We start from the raw sequence: 15,476 nt of genomic DNA on the forward strand, positions 1-15,476 counted from the left end.
CAGCCACGGCCATAGAAGGCTGACCGGTCCGAGGCCGGCCCGCCTACCCCAAACGAAAGCTCGAAACGGACATCACGTTACTTACCGTCCTCTCAAAGCCGCCCTGGTCCGCCTGCGGGCCGTGAAGTCGCAGCGGCCGACCGGCGCGGAGCCCCGCGAGCTGGCCGACTGGTGGGAGAAGATTGCCGATTTGCTGGATTCGCTTGCGGCTGTATTCCTCTTCGAGGACGACCGGGTCAAGGCGGCAGCGGAGGCCGAGGCGGCGCGGGCCCGGGCGGACGAGATCAGGGAACGCCTCAACCGGCAGGCGCGAACAGCTCGTCGAGGTGGTGGGTGAGGACGGCGAGCGCGGCCTCGCCGTCGCGTTGGCCGCCGAGGACGCTCTGGCCGAGGCCGTTGACCATGGCGGCGAGTCCGGCGGCGGTGATCTGGGGGTTGCGGGCGGGGGAGAGGGAGCCGTCTTGCTGGGCGGCGTGGAGCTGCTTGGTGAGGAAGGACTCCAGCAGGTCGGCCTGGCCGGTGCCGTGCTTCTCCAGCGCCGCCGGGTCGTTGAGGACCAGGGCGTAGTACGCGGTGTAGGTGCGGGCGATGCGCCGGCTCTCGGCGTCGGTGGGCAGGATGCAGGCCAGCACGGCGGTGATCAGCGCGCGCGGGGTGGGCGGGGTGCCGGCGGCGGCGATCCAGCGGGCCATTCGGGCCTGGAGTTGGGCGCCGAGGCGGGCGAGTGCGTCGAGCAGCAGGCCCTCCTTGGTCTCGAAGTAGTACTGGACCAGCCGCAGTGACACGCCGGCCTCGGCGGCGACCGCGCGCATGCTGGCGGACTGAAGCCCTTGGGTGTCGGCGATCCGGAGCAGCGCCTCGGCGATCTGCCGTCGGCGCTCCTCGTGTTCGACCTTCGTGTTCATGATCCGGCCTCCCTGGTACACCCGTATCATGCCGTGATACAGATGTACCATGCGAATGAGCGAGTTCAGGAACGCCCAGGCCGCCGCTCGATTCCAGGCCGCCTACGACCATGCCCTGGCCACCCTCTGGCCCGGCCCGCGTACCGCCATCGACGTCCCCGGGCCGTACGGCACCACCCGCGTCCACCGCACCGGCACCGAGAGCGGGCGGCCGATCGTGCTGCTCGCGGCCTCCGGCGGCAACTCCCTGATGTGGCACCACCACCTCGGCCAACTCGCCGAGCACCACCCGGTGTTCGCCCTCGACCCGATCGGCGAACCGGGCGCCAGCAAACAGACCGCGCCGATCGCCGACGGCGCGGACGCCGCCGCCTGGCTGGACGGCGTCCTCGCCGAACTCGGCCTCACCGACGCCCACTTGGTCGGCTGCTCGTACGGCGGCTGGGTCGCGCTCCAGCACCAACTGCACGACCCGGGCCGGGTTGGCTCATTGACGCTGCTCGACCCGGCCGGATTCAACGGCTTCGGCTTCCGCTTCTACGCCTGGCTGATCGCCGGCGGCCTCGCCGCGTCCGCACCCCGCGCGCTGCGGCCCCGGCTGGCCCGCGCGGTCGGCAACAGTGCCGTACTGGAAGAGGAGTTGATGCGGTTGTCCCGCGCCGCGATGGGCTTCCGCCGCGCCCTGCCCGTCCCGCCGGTGCTCACCGACGAGGAACTGCGCCGGATCGACCTGCCCGCACTGTTCCTGCTCGGCGCCCGCAGCGCGCTGCACGACTCTGCCGAGGTCGCCGCCCGGCTCGAACGCGTGCTGCCCAGTGCCCGGGTGGAGATCGTCCCGGACGCCGGGCACTCGCTGCCGATGGACGCGCCCGACCTGGTCACCGGACGGATCCTCGCCCAGAGCCGTGTCTGACGTCACGTCACATACCGCTCCGCGTCGCGCCGTTGGCGTTTCGCACCGCCACCGCGCACTGCCAAGTCGCGTACAGCAGAACCGCGGTGACGGCATCCATCAGGACGTTGACCAGTGGCTGACTCAGCTGCATCGTGATCACATAGAGGTAGCTGAAGCCGCTGTCGAACGAGGACATCGCCATCGAGAGCGCGAACGACGAGACCACTGCCGGGATCAGCGTGATGGCGATGACGCGCAGCACCGTCCGCCAGTCGCCGCGCAGCACCGCCCAGGCCCGGCGCACGCCCGCACCCTCCATCAGCACCGCCGTCGGCAGTAGCGTGAGTGCGATCGCGCCGAGCAGTGCGGCCAGATCGAGCACCATGCCGCCCGGCGGGAGTATCAGCGTCGAGGTGTTGTTGCGGACGGACTCGGGCAAGAGGAGGATCACCGTGATCGCCAAATAGCGGGCGCGCGGCACCAGCAGGGCCACGGCCAGCAACGCCACCCCGGACCCCGCCGTACCCAGCAGGCCTCGGCGGCCCGACAGCAGCTCCAGCTTCGGCGCCCACACCAGGGCCGAGACCGCCGCCCCGACCAGTATCGGCAGCACCAGGGTGATCGCCAACGGGGCTTCGACCGCCGATCCGATGAACCGCAACGCCCACTCCGCGACCACCGGCACCAAAGCCAACAGCAACAGCCGCCACCAGCAGGCCGCAGCCCGCGACTTGACGATTCCCCACCAGCTCGCGTCCGTGCGCGTCTCTTCGTACACCACGCGGTGAGGGTAGCGGCCCGCGACCGGAGTAGTGGCCGCCGGGGTTCGTCGAACGGGCGTCAGGACGCGGCCCAGGTGAGCACCGCGGTGCCGCCGTGCAGGATCTGGCGGTGCACCTCGCGGAGTTCGGGGCCGGGTTCGACGCCGATGGCGTCGGCGAGATGGCGCCAGACCCGGTGGTAGGCGGCGAGGGCCTCGGACGGGCGGCCGGAGCGGGAGAGCGCCGTCATCAGCAGCGCCCAGAACCGTTCCCGGTCGGGGTGGCGTGCGGTCAGCTTGCGGAGCTCGGCGACGGCGGTGCCGGTGCGGCCCAGACGGAGCAGCGCCTCGACGCGCAATTCGCGGACATCCAGGCGGAGTTCGGAGAGGCGGACGGCCTCCTCGTGGTGGAGGACGGCACAGGCGATGTCGGCGAGTGCCGGGCCGCGCCACAGCGCCAGGGCCTGATCGAGGGAGCTCAGGCCATCGCCCGGACAGCCCTCCCGGACCTCATGCGCGCCGTGCTCGTACAGCCGGACGAACCGGTGGGCGTCGAGCTCGGCATCGGTGATCGACAGCCGGTAGCCGCCGGAGCCGGTCTCCAACCGCGGCCCGAGCGGCCCGAGGGCGCGCCGCAGCCGCATCACGTAGCTGCGCAGCGTGGTGGCGGCACCGGCCGGCGGGCGGCCGTCCCAGACGAGTTCGGCCAGCGTGTCACTCGGAACGAAGCCGGGCCGCAGTAACAGGGCCGCCAGCAGCACGCGTTGGCGGGCGGCCGGCAGTGGACGCGGTCCGGAGTGATCGGAGATCACCAGGGGCCGAGTATCCCGAAGTGCATCTGTTCCTCCTCGTGTGCGGGTGGACCCGGGACCGCGGCCCGGGACGGGGAGTTGTCGATCGCCCCTGCCTACCCATGGTTCGACGGAGCGAGCCACGCCGATGCCGCCGATCAATCAATTCCGGTCAACCGGACAGCCGGACCCGCAGGTCGGGGCGGGTTCCTGGACGCCACGCAGGTGCGACGGGTATGCCACGGGCCTGACGAAGGATGGGCTTCGCGGGGCCACCGATCACTGGAGGGGCCCGCGACCACTCCGGTGCCGGATGTTCCGGCACCGCTGTTGAGGGAGGACCACGGGATGCGTCTTCGCAAGCTCATCGCGGCGGCCGGCATAGCCACCACGGTGGCCGGCTTCGGCCTGGTCAACGCCGGTGAGGCCTCGGCCTTCACCGTCGACTGCAGCGCCAACAACGCCTGCCTGTACTACAACTCCTCGGCGTACGGCTACGGCGCCTACTACGAGCAGGTCTACAACACCCCGGACTACGCGGGCCTCACCTTCCGCGCGGGCCACAACGGCAGCTCCGGCGCCGGTGTCGCGGTGAAGAACCACGCTGCGGCCGTCGACAACCGGTACGGCGTCAGCTTCACCGTCTACTACAACAGCAACTACAACTGCTCCGTCGCCTGCCAGGTCATCCCGGCCAACGCCCGGGTGGACCTGAACGCCTCGGTGAAGAACAACAACGCCTCGGGCAGCTGGTAGCCAAACCGACGCACCAGTGGCTGACTGAACGTCAGTAGAGCTGCGGCCCCGGGTCGTTCGCGCGACCCGGGGGCCGTGCTCCGCTCCGGCCGGTCGGCCCGGGGTCGCTGCGCCGCCCCGACTTCGAGGAGTACCCACCCATGCCCCGCCGCAGGCGCATGACCTAGTGCCGCAACAGGCAACCTTTGCCCCGTCGCGGCCCGATGCATCCCGCCTGGACGCACCGCCAAAGCACCCAAGTACACCCAGTACGAGGGCGCTTCGGCGGCACGCCCAGCCGGGCGCCTCGGGCCGCTCCTTGACGGGCGAAAGTTGCCTGCCGCGGCACCAGCTGCGCGCCACGGGGCCGACGAAGCGGGGCCACCGAATGCTGGAGGGCCCCGCGGCCACTTTGGTGCCGGACGTTCCGGCACCGTCGTCGAGGAAGGACCACGGGATGCGTCTTCGCAAGCTCATCGCCGCGGCCGGCGTCGCCACCACGGTGGCCGGCCTCGGCCTGGTCAACGCCGGTCAGGCTTCGGCCTTCAGCGCCGACTGTGCCGGGAACACCCATGCCGTCTGCCTGTACTACAACGACTCCGCGCACGGCTACGGTGCCTACTTCATGCAGACCGGAGACATCCCGGACTACACGGGCTATACCTTCCGGGCCGGCCTGAACGGCACTGCCGGTGCCGGTGTCGCGGTGAAGGGCCACACCGCGGCCGTCGACAACTGGTACGGCGGCACCTTCATCTTCTACTACGGCGGCGGCTACAACTGCTCCATCGCCTGCCAGGCCGTCCCGCCCTGGTCCCGGGTGGACCTGAACGCCTCGCTGAAGAACAGCAACGCCTCGGGCAAGTTCAACTGAGCCGACACGTCGTCAGCCGATCCGCGTCAGTGAAGATGCGGTTCGCGCGGCCCGGTCGGCCGCGCCTCCGCCCGACCGGTCCAGGCCCCCAACTGCTCTGCCGCCGTCCCGACTTCGAGGAGTATTCGCCCGTGCCCCGCCGCCCGCGCCCTTCCCGCCGTACCTCCGGCCTGCTCGTCCTGCCGCTGCTGCTGGCCGCCGGCTGTGCGGGCGCCAACGCCGTTTCGTCGCACGCCGGTTCCGCGAGCCTGCCGCCGCTGCCGAAGCCCTCGGTGGGTGTCGCGCCGGTGACCGACTCCGCGAATGCGCTGCCGCTGCCGCTGGACGGCTACCTGCTCAACCCGGCACAGATCGCCTCCGTGCAGCAGGCACAGGCGAAGCTGGTCGACGCCTGCATGGCCGGGTTCGGCCTGGACTTCCACTTCCCCCCGGCGTCCAAGGAACTGCGCGAACCGGACGCCCCGACCACTCGGGTCGACGGACGGTACGGTCGGCAGAACGCGCAGTTGATGGCCCGCTGGGGCTACCACCCGGAGGGCGGCACGCCCGCCGACGGCGGCGTCCAGAAAACGACGCCACCCCCGGAGGTCATGGTGGCCGAGACCGGAACCGACAAGCCGACGGAGCGGTTCGGGCCCGGTGGGCAGGTGATCAACGGTCACAAGGTGCCCGAGCGCGGCTGTCTGGGGCAGGCCAACCGTCGGCTGACCGGTACCCCCGACGGGCAGATCGGCGACCCGCAGAGCGCGATCGACGCGAAGTTCCGCACCATGGGCGCCGCGCAGGACGATCCGCGCACGCAGGCCGCGTTCGCGCAGTGGGCGGCGTGCATGAAGGAGCACGGTGTCGCCGAGTACACCGATCCGCTTGCGGCGATGTCCGACTCCGAGTGGGCGCGCACCCCGCAGCCCGGCGCGCGCGAGCTGAAGGTGGCGGGCGCGGACGCCGACTGCCGGCACCGCGCCAACGTGGTGGGGATCTGGTACAGCGTCGACTACGCCTACCAGCAGGAAGTCGTGGACGCCGACCCGGCCGGGATGGCGAAGATCAAGGCCGGGCTGGAGACGCAGGTCCGCAACGCCGCTGAGGTGCTCGGAAGTTGACGACGGCCGCCGTTCGCCGGGCCCGCAGGTGGGCGGGCCGCGGCGCTCGGCTCAGCCGTTGATCGGATAGCGGCAGGCCTCCGCACGGGCGGCCTGCAGGGCGTCGCCGGTGAGGGTGTCCGGCCGGCCGGTCTGCCCGGTGCCGACCAACAGGGCGTCCGAGACATCGGTCGGCGCCTGTCCGCCCAGGCAGGCGGCGGCCACTACCGGGACGTCCGGCTGCCCGTCGGCGGCCGAGCCGGGCTGCCAGGTGGTGCGGAACTCCTGCTTGGCGGTGGTCATCGCCAGCTGGTGCCAGTGCGGCCGGTCGGCACCGCGGTCCTGGTAGTAGGCGGCGAACCCGACGATGCCCAACTGGTGCCCGCTGACCGAGAGTTCGACGCTGGTCGGGTCGGCGGCGAAGGGACGGGCGGTGAGTGCCAGGTCGGTCGGGCCGGGGAGCCCGCCGGGACAGGCGGCGGGCGGCAGTTCGCGCGGCGGGTTGCCGTGGACGACCGCGGAGGAGATGTATCCGTCGCCCAGCTTGAACCAGCGCACGTCCGGCGAGTTGCCGGTGGCGTCGATCACCACGTCGCCCAGGCAATAGGCGGTGAACTTCAACCGGCAACCGGCCGGGAGCTCCTGGAGCACCTGCCCGCCCAGTGAGGGCGCGTCCCGGACCCGGGTGGTGTCGGTGTACGTCCGGCCGCCGAAGCCGCCCTTGCTGCTGACGGGTTTCGGGCATCCGGGCGGGAGCAGGGCCAGCCGGTCCGAATTCTCGGTGGAGAGGTGGAGTGCGAGCATGCTTCCCGCCAGCGCCGTCACCACTCCGGCGGCCAGTGCGACCCGGCCGCGCCACGGCCCTTTCGGCACCGGCTGCGCGATGTCGAGCGAGACCGTAGTGAACGTTTCGGCGGGTACGGGTAAAGAGCCGAGCGGAGTGGTCGCGGTGGCGGCTGCGGTCATCGTGGCGGTGGACTCCCGTACCGCAGCGGCGAGTTCGGCATCGGCCGGGTCGCGACGCAGGTCGGTGAGTTCGGCTTCCAGCCGGTGCCAGCGGCGGCGCCAGTCCTCCTCGTCGCCCTGGCAGGCGCCGACGAAGGCGAGCGTGACCTCCAGGCTGGGGCGGCGCAGACCGGCGGCGGCGTCGCTCAAGGTGGTGGCGCTGAAGCCGGCGACGCGCGCGAGGGACCGGTAGGTGGGGTTGCCGACGGACTCCCGGAGCTCGCGCAGGCCATGGGCGAAGGCCTGCAGTGGCCCGTCGGTGGGGTCGAGGGGGCGTGGTCTACGGGCCAACGTGACTCTCCTGCAAAAGGGGACAAGGCGGGCGTTCGTATAGACCAGATACAGCCCGCCATTCTCCATGATCGGAGAGCGACCGACAACTAAAAGTTTCGTAATCGAAGGGTGGAGACGTAGTACGCCCCTTCGGTCATGGCCCGGGGCGGACGATCTGCACCAGATTGCCGCAGGTGTCGTTGAACACCGCCGCCGTCACCGGCCCGAGTTGGGTCGGCTGCTGGGTGAACTCCACGCCGAGGGCACGCAGTCGCTCGTACTCGGCCTGCACGTCGTCCACCGCGAACGAGACGGCCGGAATGCCGTCCGCGACCAGTGCCGCCTTGTACGGCGGGACGGCCGGGTGTCCCGACGGTTCGAGCAGCAGCTCGGTGCCCGCCGGCTGCTCCGGCGACACCACCGTCAACCACCGGGCGCCGCCGCCCAACGGCACGTCGTGCTTCACCACGAACCCCAGCACCTCGGTGTAGAAGCGCAACGCCCGCTCCTGGTCCTCGACGAACACCGAGGTGATGTAGATCCGCATCCCGCCGCCCTCCAAGCCTCGCCGCCGACCCCCCGACCCTACGGCCGACCGCGACCCCGGCAGCCGGCGGCACGCCGGGCGCGGACGAACGCAGAAGTGCGGTCAGAAACGGGGATTTCGCGATGGGTCACTCCGGGCATCGCCCCCCTGCGGCTGACTGACCTCACCCGCCTGCGGCACGCCGGGCCCAGCCGACCCGTGGAAGTCCCGTCCGGAGTGGGGAGTTCACTTCGGGCGGAGGAGGGGAGGTCGCGCGCGCGGGTGGCCACTGCGGCGCATGTCGGCATCCCGCTGCCATCCGGCCCCCGCCGCCGTCTTCCTGCTCCCGCCCCCACGGCCGGCCGCCGGTGGCACGCCGGGCGCAGCCGACCCGTGGAAGTCCCGTTCGGAGTGCGGGGTTCACTGCTGCTGGGGGAGTCGGGCGGCCAGTGAGGTGAGGAGCAGGTCGAGCGCCAGCGGGTAGGCGCTGCGGCGCATGTCGGCATCCCGCCGTCCTCCGGCCCCCGCCGCCGTCTCCCTGCCCCCGCTGCCGGCCCCCTGCTTCCGCCCCCACGGCGGACCGCCGGTGGCATGCCGGGCGCAGCGGAACCGCAGAAGTCCCGTTCGGAGATGGGGGGTTCACTGCTGCTGGGGGGAGTCGGGCGGCGAGCGAGGTGAGGAGCAGGTCGAGCGCCAGCGGGTAGGCGCTGCGGCGCATGTCGGCATCCCGCCGTCCTCCGGCCCCCGCCGCCGTCTCCCTGCTCCCGCCCCCACGGCCGGCCGCCGGTGGCACGCCGGGCGCAGCGGAACCGCAGAAGTCCCGTTCGGAGAGGGGAGTTCACTCCGCGCGGGGGAGTCGGCCGGCCAGTGAGGTGAGGAGCAGGTCGAGCGCCAGCGGGTGGGCGCTGCGGCGCATGTCGGCATCCCGCCGTCCTCCGGCCCCCCGCCGCCGTCTCCCTGCTCCCGCCCCCACGGCCGGCCGCCGGTGGCACGCCGGGCGCAGCCGACCCGTGGAAGTCCCGTTCGGAGTGGGGAGTTCACTCCGCGCGGGGGAGCCGGGCGGCCAGTGAGGTGAGGAGCAGGTCGAGCGCCAGCGGGTAGGCGCTGCGGCGCATGTCGGCGGCGAGCAGGTGGGTGGTGGCGGCGATGTGGGGGTGGGTGGTGGGGGAGAGGGTGCGGTAGGCGGTGTCCCAGACGGCGAGGTCGGCGTGCTGGGCGGGCGCGGGGAGGGCGAGCATCGCGGAGTCGAGGACGGCGAAGCCCAGGGCCTGGTCGATGAAGGCGTGGTACAGGCTGACGGCGTCCGGGTCGGGGAAGCCCGCGTCGCGCAGGATGCCGAGCATGGTTTCGATGGCGCGGATCTCGTTGGTGCGGCCGGTGGTGCGGTACGCGGCGAGGACGGCGGCCTGCGGGTGGGCGAGTGAGTGGGCGTGGATGCGCAGGCCGACCTCGCGCAGGTCGGCCTGCCAGTCACCGGTGGGCTGCCAGCCGTGCAGGCCGCGGCCGATGAGTTCGTCGGCGACGGCGAGCAGCAGGTCGTCCGCGCTGTGGAAGTAGCGGTAGATCGCGCTCGGGTCCGCACCGAGCGCCGCGCCGAGGCGGCGGACGGTGAACGCCTGTGCGCCGTGCTGGCCGACCAGGCGCAGCGCGGTGTCGATGATGACCTGCTCGGAGAGCATGGTGCCCTGCTTGGTGGGGCGCCGCCGCCGGCGTGCGGCCTCGGGGACGACTCGATCGCTCATGGTCGTGGAGCTTACGACAACAGCATTGACGTGTGAAGCGGAGCGCAGGTTTCATGGCGTGCCACCGGCCCTCCCGCCGGAGCACCCCCCACCCTGGCGCGCCGCCTGCTTCGCGGCCCGCCGTCGCACCTCCGCGCCCGCCGCCGAACCCGGCCGAAGCGCCCCCAACTCGCGCCCGCCGCACGGGCGTTCCCCCATGACTGAATCGGTGGTGATCCCTTGGCAACGATGCTCAAGGACAACGGCAGCAGTACCTCCACCCCGGACGCGATGCGCAAGTCGGTCGGCGTCGGCGCGGTGGTGGTGATCGCCGCGTCCAGCACGGCCGCCACCACCTCGATCGGCATCGGCCTGGGCCTGATGGCGGGCGTGGTCGGCCTGCACCTGCCGGCCATCATGCTGCTGGCGTTCCTGCCGGTGCTGGGCATCGCCTGCGGCTACGGGCGGCTCAACCGGGTCGAGCCGGACGCGGGCAGTTCGTACCGCTGGGTGGGCCGGGTGCTGAGCCCCTGGCTGGGCTTCCTGACCGGCTGGGTCAACATCCTCGCCACCATCGTCTTCATGGCGTACACCACCACGGTGACCGGCTCGGCGATCATCCAACTGGTCGGAAAGGCGGGCCTGCACGCGCTGCCCGGCGTGGAGCTGGACGCGGACTCCAGCCTCCAGTGCACACTGATCGGCATGCTGGTGCTGGTGGGCGCGACGGTGGTCGCGGTGCGCGGACTCGACCTGGCAGCGGCGTTGCAGAAGTACCTGCTGATCTTCGAGTACGCGGTACTGATCGCGTTCTGCGGGTACGGGCTGATCGCCGGCGACCAGCCGTTCAGCCTGTCCTGGTTCAACCCCTTCGAGCTGACCTCGCTGAGCACGCTCGCCCAGGGCATGGTGCTGGCGGTGTTCTGCTACTGGGGGTTCGAGTCGGTGTTCAGCGTCGGCGAGGAGGTGCGCGACCCGAAGGACGCCACCCGCGGCGGCCTGTGGTCGCTGCTGCTGATGCTCGGCCTGTTCCTGTTCGCCGGCACGGCCTTCCAGCGGGTGCTGCCGCTGGACGAGTTGGCCGACAACGGCGCCACCGGCCTGGCCTACTTCGCCGAGAAGCTCGCCGACCAGCCGCTGGCCGCACTGCCGCTGGTGGCTCTGACCTGCTCGGCGGCGGCCTCGCTGCAGGCCTCGGTGATCCCGACCGCGCGCGGCGCGCTCGCGATGGGCCGCGACGGCACCCTCGGCAAGGTGTGGATGCGCCTGCACCCGCGCCACCGCACCCCGTCCACCGGCACCTGGCTGATCACCGGCATCTCGCTGACGCTGGCCAGTCTGTCGCTGGTGATACCGACCGTCACCGAACTGATCTCGGCGACCGTCAACGCGATCGGCATCGTGGTCGCCCTCTACTACGCGCTGGTGGCGATCGCCTCCGCCGTGCGGTTCCGGCACCTGCTGCGCGAGGACTTCGTCGAGGGGCTGAAGGCCGTCGTCGCACCGCTGCTCGGCGGATCGGTGCTGCTGCTGGTCGGCGGCTACCTCGCCTGGACCTTCTACGACTCCACCGACCACTTCGAACTCGCCGCCGACAACGGCTGGTTCGAGCTCTCGGTGCCGGTGCTGATGATCGGCTCCGGACTGCTGGCCGCGGCCTGGTCGTGCTGGGGGCGCCGCTCGCCGTACTTCACCACCAACAACTGACGTATCGTCACATCCTCTGCGCCACTTGGAGATTCCCGCATGAACCACGCCGACCTGGTCTTCACCGGAGGGCCGATCCACACCGGCGACGCCGCCCGCACCCGGGCCAGCGCGCTGGCCGTCACCGGCGAGCAGATCACCGCCGTCGGCCATGACGAAGTCCGGGACCTGATCGGCCCGGGCACCGAAGTCGTCGACCTGCACGGCAAGTTGCTGATCGCCGGCTTCCAGGACGCGCACATCCACGCGGTCTACGGCGGCAACGAGATGGCCTCCTGCGACCTCACCGGCACCGTCACCGTCGACGAATACCTGCAGCGGATCGGCGAGTACGCGGCCGCCCACCCCGAGAAGGAGTGGATCACCGGCGGCGGCTGGTCGCTGGAGAGCTTCGACGGCGGACTGCCGACCCGGCAGCTGCTCGACCGGGTGGTGCCCGACCGGCCGGTGCTGCTCGCCAACCGCGACCACCACGGCGCCTGGGCCAACTCCCGTGCGCTGGAAGCCGCCGGGCTCGACCGGCACACCCCGGACCCGGCCGACGGCCGGATCGAACGGGAGGCCGACGGCACCCCGAGCGGCATGCTCCAGGAGGGCGCGGTCGGACTGGTCGGCCGGCACGCCCCGTCCGCCACCGCCGCCGACCTCCTGGCCGCCCTGCTGAGCGCCCAGCGGATGCTGCACTCGCGCGGCATCACCGCCTGGCAGGACGCCCTGCTCGGCGAGTTCGGCGGCAACCCCGACCCGTCCGACGCCTACCTCACCGCCGCGCAGGACGGCACGCTGACCGCCCGGGTGGTCGGCGCACTCTGGTGGGACCGCGAGCGCGGCGCCGACCAGATCCCCGAACTCGTCGCCCGGCGTGAGAAGTACAGCCACGGACGGTTCCGCGCCGGGGCGGTGAAGATCATGCAGGACGGCATCGCGGAGAACTTCACCGCCGCCCTCACCAGCCCGTACCTGGACGGCTGCGGCTGTGCCACCGGCAACAGCGGCCTGAGCTTCGTCGACCCGCTCGCGCTGCGCGAACACGTCACCGCACTGGACGCGCTCGACTTCCAGGTGCACTTCCACGCCCTCGGCGACCGCGCCGTCCGCGAGGCACTGGACGCCGTCGAGGCCGCCATCACCGCCAACGGCCGGCGCGGCAACCGCCACCACCTCGCCCACCTGCAACTCGTCCACCCCGACGACGTGCCCCGGTTCGCCGCACTCGGCGCGATCGCCAACATCCAGCCGCTGTGGGCCGCCCACGAACCCCAGATGGACGAACTCACCATCCCCTTCCTCGGCCCCGAACGCGCCGCCTGGCAGTACCCGTTCGGCGACCTCCTGCGCGCCGGCGCCACTCTCGCCGCCGGCAGCGACTGGCCGGTCTCCAGCCCCGTCCCGCTCGAAGGCCTGCACGTCGCCGTCAACCGCCGCGAACCCGAAGCCGACCCCACCACCCCCGTCTTCCTCCCCGACCAGCGCCTCGACCTCGCCACCGCCCTGGCCGCCTACACCTCCGGCACCGCCCACCTCAACCACCTCGACACCACCGGCACCCTCCGCCCCGGCCACCTCGCCGACCTGGTCGTCCTGGACCGCGACCCCTTCGCCGCCCCCGCCGAAGAAATCGCCGAAACCCGCGTCCTGCGGACGTATGTGGGTGGCCGGGCGGTCTTCACCGCAGAGTAGGCCGCTGCCGGCCGCCGGGTTCGCACCGGTCGTTGACGAGCCACGTTCCGACAGCGACCGGTTCGGGCCGCAGCGTGATCGAGGTCGCCGCCTCGACGCGTTCGGCGAGGGCGGTCAGTACGCGGGTGAAGTCGCTCGCGGTGGCGTCGCCGTGGGCGCTGAGGGTCAGGGTGCGGGCCTCCGAGCACCGGACGTTCTCGGTGATCCGCCGGCCCGGGTGGCAACCGGCGAGTTCGAGGAACCACCCGGCGCCGGCCCGCAGTTGTCCGTCGCTGTCGGTGTGGACCGGGCAGCCCGCGGCCGACCAGCGCTCTGCCTGGACCGCGGTGACGGCAGGATTGAGGAACACGGAGCCGACCTGGCGGGCGTCCGGGCTGTGCGGATCGAGAAGCAAGCCGCGGCGGTGGCGGTTGGCGAGGACCGCGGCGGTGACTTCGGCGACGGGAGGAGTGGCCCCGGCCCCGGCGCCGAGTTCGTCGATCAGCGGCCGGTAGCGGACCGGTGCGGGTGGGGTACGGAGGAGCCGGACGGTGACGGTGAGAACGGTCCAGCGGCCGGGGCTGTTCTTGAACCGGCTGTCGCGGTACCGCAGGCGGCAGGCCCGGCCGGGCAGGGTGCGCAGGACGCCCGATTCCCAGTCCCACGCGGTCAGGTGGTCGAGGACGTCACCGATCTGCTGACCATAGGCACCGGCGTTCTGGACCGGTGCGGCGCCGACAGTGCCGGGAATCCCGGCCAGGCACTCCACCCCGGACAGTTGTTCGGCGGCGGCCCAGGCGACGAGGTCGGTGAGCGGGTGCCCCGCCTGCGCCGTCGCCAGTACGGTGCCGTCGGCCTGCTTCTTCACGCTGATGCCCCGGGTGTTCATCACCGCGATGGTCCCGGCGTGCCCGGAGTCGGCGCCGATGACGTTGCTGCCGTGGCCGAGTACGAGCGGGCTGAACTCGCCACGGCCGCGGACGGTTTGGACAAGCTCCGGCCAGTCGGCGGGATCGGACAACCGGAGTGGTTCGTCGATCGGCCCGCCCAGTCGCAAGGTGGTCAGGGACGCGAGCGTGGTGCGGGGCACGGCCGGTCCTCCCGGGGTACGTCGGTGATCGCCTTGAGAGCGGCGGCCCGCAGTGGGACGAGGCGGGTGCGGTTGTCCTGGTGGTGGTACACGGCGTTGGTGCAGATGGCCAGATAGCGGCCGGTGGCCGGAGCCAGGTACAGGCTGGTGCCGGTGAAGCCGTGGTGGTACGCGACTCGGCCGCCGTCGGCGAGGATCCAGGCCAGGCCCCGGCGCAGGCCGGGCTCGATCTCGGCCACCGGGTGCAGGCTGTCGGCGAACCAGCGGCCGAGATTGTCGTCGGCCGGGGGTGCGGCCAGTAGGCGCATGGCAAAGACGGCGAGGTCGGCGGCGGTGGTGAACACGCCCGCGTGGCCGGCGACTCCGCCGAGCAGGGCGGCGTTGTCGTCGTGCGGGGTACCCCAAAGGCGGGGCCCGCCCGGCAGTCGCTGCTCGGTCGGGGCAACGTCGCGGGAGCGGGCGACGGGCCCGAACGTCGTGCTGTTCATGCCGAGGCCGCGCCAGAGGTCGGCGGCGAGTTCGTCCAGGCGGTGGCCCCGGGTGTGGGCCAGGGCCAGGCCGAGGAGAACGAAGCCGCGATTGATGTAGCGGTGGCCGGTGCCGGGTTCGGCGATCAGTGGTTCGCCGCAGATCAGTTCGGCGAGCGGTTCGGTGCGGCCCCGGTACTGGTCGAGGCGGGTGTCGGCGCGCAGTCCGGAGGTGTGGGTGAGGATTTGGCGCGGCGTCACCTGGCCGCCGGGCGCATCGGCCGGGATCGGCGGCAGCAACTCACGGACGGGGGAGTCCAGGCCGAAGCCGTTGGCGCGGGAAGTGCCGGCCAGCGGCCAGGTGGCCAGGATTTTCGTCAGCGAGGCGACGTCGTACACGGTGTCCGGTCCGGGCCTGGCGTCACCGCATTCGGGGGCGACAACGCCGGCGCTCAGGTAGTCGGGAGCGGTGTCGGCGGTGCCGTGGGCGATGACGCCGCCCGGCACGATGCCGTCGGCGGTCAACAGCTCCAGGTGCTCGCCCAGTTCGGCGAGCAAGGTCGAGTCGAACGGTGTCATTTCAGCTCCTGAGGGATCGTCAGGTCGGCGCCGAGGGAGGTGAGTTTGGTCAGGAGGCCGCTGTATCCGCGTCGCAGGTGGTAGAGGCCGCGGATGGTGGACGTGCCCTCGGCGGCGAGGGCGGCGATCACGAGCGCGGTCCCGGCGCGGATGTCGTCCCCGGTTACGTCGGCGGCCTTGAGTGCGGTGCGGCCGCGTACGGTGATCACCGGGCCGGTCGTGCTGACGGCGGCTCCGAACGCGGCCAGAGCGGGAAGATGGGTGTCGCGTCGGGTGTAGATCCGCTCCTCGATACGGGAGATGCCATCGGCCTGAGAGGACGGTAAGTAACGTGATGTCCGTTTCGAGCTTTCGTTTGGGGTAGGCGGGCTGGCCTCGGACCGGTCAGCCTTCTATGGCCGTGGCTG

General features: G+C 71.9%; 15 protein-coding genes and 1 pseudogene. 7 read left to right on the forward strand and 9 right to left on the reverse strand.

From position 1 onward, the window contains the following. Window positions 1–337: hypothetical protein (locus tag ACIHEI_RS37030; RefSeq protein WP_396609925.1), on the forward strand; the 337-nt coding region annotated here is incomplete at its 5' end. On the opposite strand, the gene ACIHEI_RS37035 is transcribed toward ACIHEI_RS37030, so the two are convergent. Continuing rightward, the gene (locus ACIHEI_RS37035; RefSeq protein ID WP_396609926.1) at window positions 297–905 is read right to left on the reverse strand and encodes a TetR/AcrR family transcriptional regulator; all 609 of its coding nucleotides are present in this window, start codon (window positions 903–905) and stop codon (window positions 297–299) included. The two genes, ACIHEI_RS37030 and ACIHEI_RS37035, sit on opposite strands and share 41 nt — an antisense overlap. Before the next feature lie 55 nt (window positions 906–960). On the opposite strand from ACIHEI_RS37035, the gene ACIHEI_RS37040 reads away from it, so the two are divergent. Beyond that, the gene (locus ACIHEI_RS37040; protein WP_396609927.1) at window positions 961–1,818 is read left to right on the forward strand and encodes an alpha/beta fold hydrolase; all 858 of its coding nucleotides are present in this window, start codon (window positions 961–963) and stop codon (window positions 1,816–1,818) included. 7 nt (window positions 1,819–1,825) lie between these two features. Here ACIHEI_RS37040 and ACIHEI_RS37045 read toward each other — a convergent pair whose 3' ends face one another. Beyond that, window positions 1,826–2,581 carry a hypothetical protein gene (locus ACIHEI_RS37045; RefSeq protein WP_396609928.1) on the reverse strand — a complete coding sequence of 252 codons (756 nt, stop codon included), beginning with the start codon at window positions 2,579–2,581 and terminating at the stop codon, window positions 1,826–1,828. A 59-nt stretch (window positions 2,582–2,640) separates the two neighbouring features. Next, the gene (locus ACIHEI_RS37050; protein WP_396609929.1) at window positions 2,641–3,372 is read right to left on the reverse strand and encodes a BTAD domain-containing putative transcriptional regulator; all 732 of its coding nucleotides are present in this window, start codon (window positions 3,370–3,372) and stop codon (window positions 2,641–2,643) included. Between the two features lie 327 nt (window positions 3,373–3,699). Here ACIHEI_RS37050 and ACIHEI_RS37055 point away from each other — a divergent pair, with 327 nt between their 5' ends. The 3 genes from ACIHEI_RS37055 to ACIHEI_RS37065 all read left to right on the forward strand — a co-directional run bounded on the left by ACIHEI_RS37055 (window position 3,700) and on the right by ACIHEI_RS37065 (window position 6,063). Further along, the gene (locus tag ACIHEI_RS37055) at window positions 3,700–4,107 is read left to right on the forward strand and encodes a hypothetical protein (RefSeq protein ID WP_396609930.1); all 408 of its coding nucleotides are present in this window, start codon (window positions 3,700–3,702) and stop codon (window positions 4,105–4,107) included. Window positions 4,108–4,543: 436 nt separating this feature from the next. Further along, complete coding sequence (locus ACIHEI_RS37060; protein WP_396609931.1) at window positions 4,544–4,960, forward strand: hypothetical protein; 417 nt, start codon at window positions 4,544–4,546, stop codon at window positions 4,958–4,960. Window positions 4,961–5,091: 131 nt separating this feature from the next. Beyond that, window positions 5,092–6,063, forward strand: coding sequence for a hypothetical protein (locus tag ACIHEI_RS37065; protein ID WP_396609932.1), 972 nt, complete (start codon window positions 5,092–5,094; stop codon window positions 6,061–6,063). Window positions 6,064–6,114: 51 nt separating this feature from the next. Here ACIHEI_RS37065 and ACIHEI_RS37070 read toward each other — a convergent pair whose 3' ends face one another. From ACIHEI_RS37070 to ACIHEI_RS37080, 3 genes are all read right to left on the reverse strand, one after another. Continuing rightward, the gene (locus ACIHEI_RS37070) at window positions 6,115–7,338 is read right to left on the reverse strand and encodes a helix-turn-helix domain-containing protein (RefSeq protein WP_396609933.1); all 1,224 of its coding nucleotides are present in this window, start codon (window positions 7,336–7,338) and stop codon (window positions 6,115–6,117) included. A 136-nt stretch (window positions 7,339–7,474) separates the two neighbouring features. Beyond that, window positions 7,475–7,867, reverse strand: a complete 393-nt coding sequence (locus tag ACIHEI_RS37075) for a VOC family protein (RefSeq protein ID WP_387635458.1) — start codon at window positions 7,865–7,867, stop codon at window positions 7,475–7,477. A gap of 1,016 nt (window positions 7,868–8,883) precedes the next feature. After that, complete coding sequence (locus tag ACIHEI_RS37080; RefSeq protein ID WP_392944962.1) at window positions 8,884–9,588, reverse strand: TetR/AcrR family transcriptional regulator; 705 nt, start codon at window positions 9,586–9,588, stop codon at window positions 8,884–8,886. Between the two features lie 228 nt (window positions 9,589–9,816). On the opposite strand from ACIHEI_RS37080, the gene ACIHEI_RS37085 reads away from it, so the two are divergent. Both ACIHEI_RS37085 and ACIHEI_RS37090 read left to right on the forward strand, forming a co-directional pair. Continuing rightward, on the forward strand, window positions 9,817–11,274 hold the full coding sequence (locus tag ACIHEI_RS37085; RefSeq protein WP_396609936.1) for an APC family permease: 1,458 nt from the start codon (window positions 9,817–9,819) through the stop codon (window positions 11,272–11,274). A gap of 39 nt (window positions 11,275–11,313) precedes the next feature. Next, the gene (locus ACIHEI_RS37090; protein ID WP_387859345.1) at window positions 11,314–12,954 is read left to right on the forward strand and encodes an amidohydrolase; all 1,641 of its coding nucleotides are present in this window, start codon (window positions 11,314–11,316) and stop codon (window positions 12,952–12,954) included. Here ACIHEI_RS37090 and ACIHEI_RS37095 read toward each other — a convergent pair. The 3 genes and pseudogenes from ACIHEI_RS37095 to ACIHEI_RS37105 all read right to left on the reverse strand — a co-directional run. Next, the gene (locus ACIHEI_RS37095) at window positions 12,941–14,023 is read right to left on the reverse strand and encodes a UDP-N-acetylmuramate dehydrogenase (protein ID WP_396609934.1); all 1,083 of its coding nucleotides are present in this window, start codon (window positions 14,021–14,023) and stop codon (window positions 12,941–12,943) included. The genes ACIHEI_RS37090 and ACIHEI_RS37095 overlap by 14 nt on opposite strands. Further along, a complete protein-coding gene (locus ACIHEI_RS37100; protein ID WP_396609935.1) occupies window positions 13,996–15,069 on the reverse strand; it encodes a serine hydrolase domain-containing protein in 1,074 nt (357 codons plus the stop codon). Before ACIHEI_RS37100 ends, ACIHEI_RS37095 begins: the two co-directional genes overlap by 28 nt. Then, window positions 15,066–15,374: pseudogene (locus tag ACIHEI_RS37105) on the reverse strand (UDP-N-acetylglucosamine 1-carboxyvinyltransferase); the annotation flags it as partial. The gene ACIHEI_RS37100 and the pseudogene ACIHEI_RS37105, both read right to left, overlap by 4 nt. Between the last annotated feature and the right edge of the window lie 102 nt (window positions 15,375–15,476).

This window comes from Kitasatospora sp. NPDC051984 (genome assembly GCF_044593455.1).
Taxonomy (GTDB): domain Bacteria; phylum Actinomycetota; class Actinomycetes; order Streptomycetales; family Streptomycetaceae; genus Kitasatospora.

Excerpts from the sequence above, each read along its gene's own strand:
- ACIHEI_RS37035 (WP_396609926.1), bottom strand. The coding sequence starts at position 905 with ATGAACACGAAGGTCGAACACGAGGAGCGCCGACGGCAGATCGCCGAG.
- ACIHEI_RS37040 (WP_396609927.1), top strand. The coding sequence starts at position 961 with ATGAGCGAGTTCAGGAACGCCCAGGCCGCCGCTCGATTCCAGGCCGCC.
- ACIHEI_RS37055 (WP_396609930.1), top strand. The coding sequence starts at position 3,700 with ATGCGTCTTCGCAAGCTCATCGCGGCGGCCGGCATAGCCACCACGGTG.
- ACIHEI_RS37060 (WP_396609931.1), top strand. The coding sequence starts at position 4,544 with ATGCGTCTTCGCAAGCTCATCGCCGCGGCCGGCGTCGCCACCACGGTG.
- ACIHEI_RS37075 (WP_387635458.1), bottom strand. The coding sequence starts at position 7,867 with ATGCGGATCTACATCACCTCGGTGTTCGTCGAGGACCAGGAGCGGGCG.
- ACIHEI_RS37080 (WP_392944962.1), bottom strand. The coding sequence starts at position 9,588 with ATGAGCGATCGAGTCGTCCCCGAGGCCGCACGCCGGCGGCGGCGCCCC.
- ACIHEI_RS37085 (WP_396609936.1), top strand. The coding sequence starts at position 9,817 with ATGCTCAAGGACAACGGCAGCAGTACCTCCACCCCGGACGCGATGCGC.
- ACIHEI_RS37090 (WP_387859345.1), top strand. The coding sequence starts at position 11,314 with ATGAACCACGCCGACCTGGTCTTCACCGGAGGGCCGATCCACACCGGC.
- ACIHEI_RS37100 (WP_396609935.1), bottom strand. The coding sequence starts at position 15,069 with ATGACACCGTTCGACTCGACCTTGCTCGCCGAACTGGGCGAGCACCTG.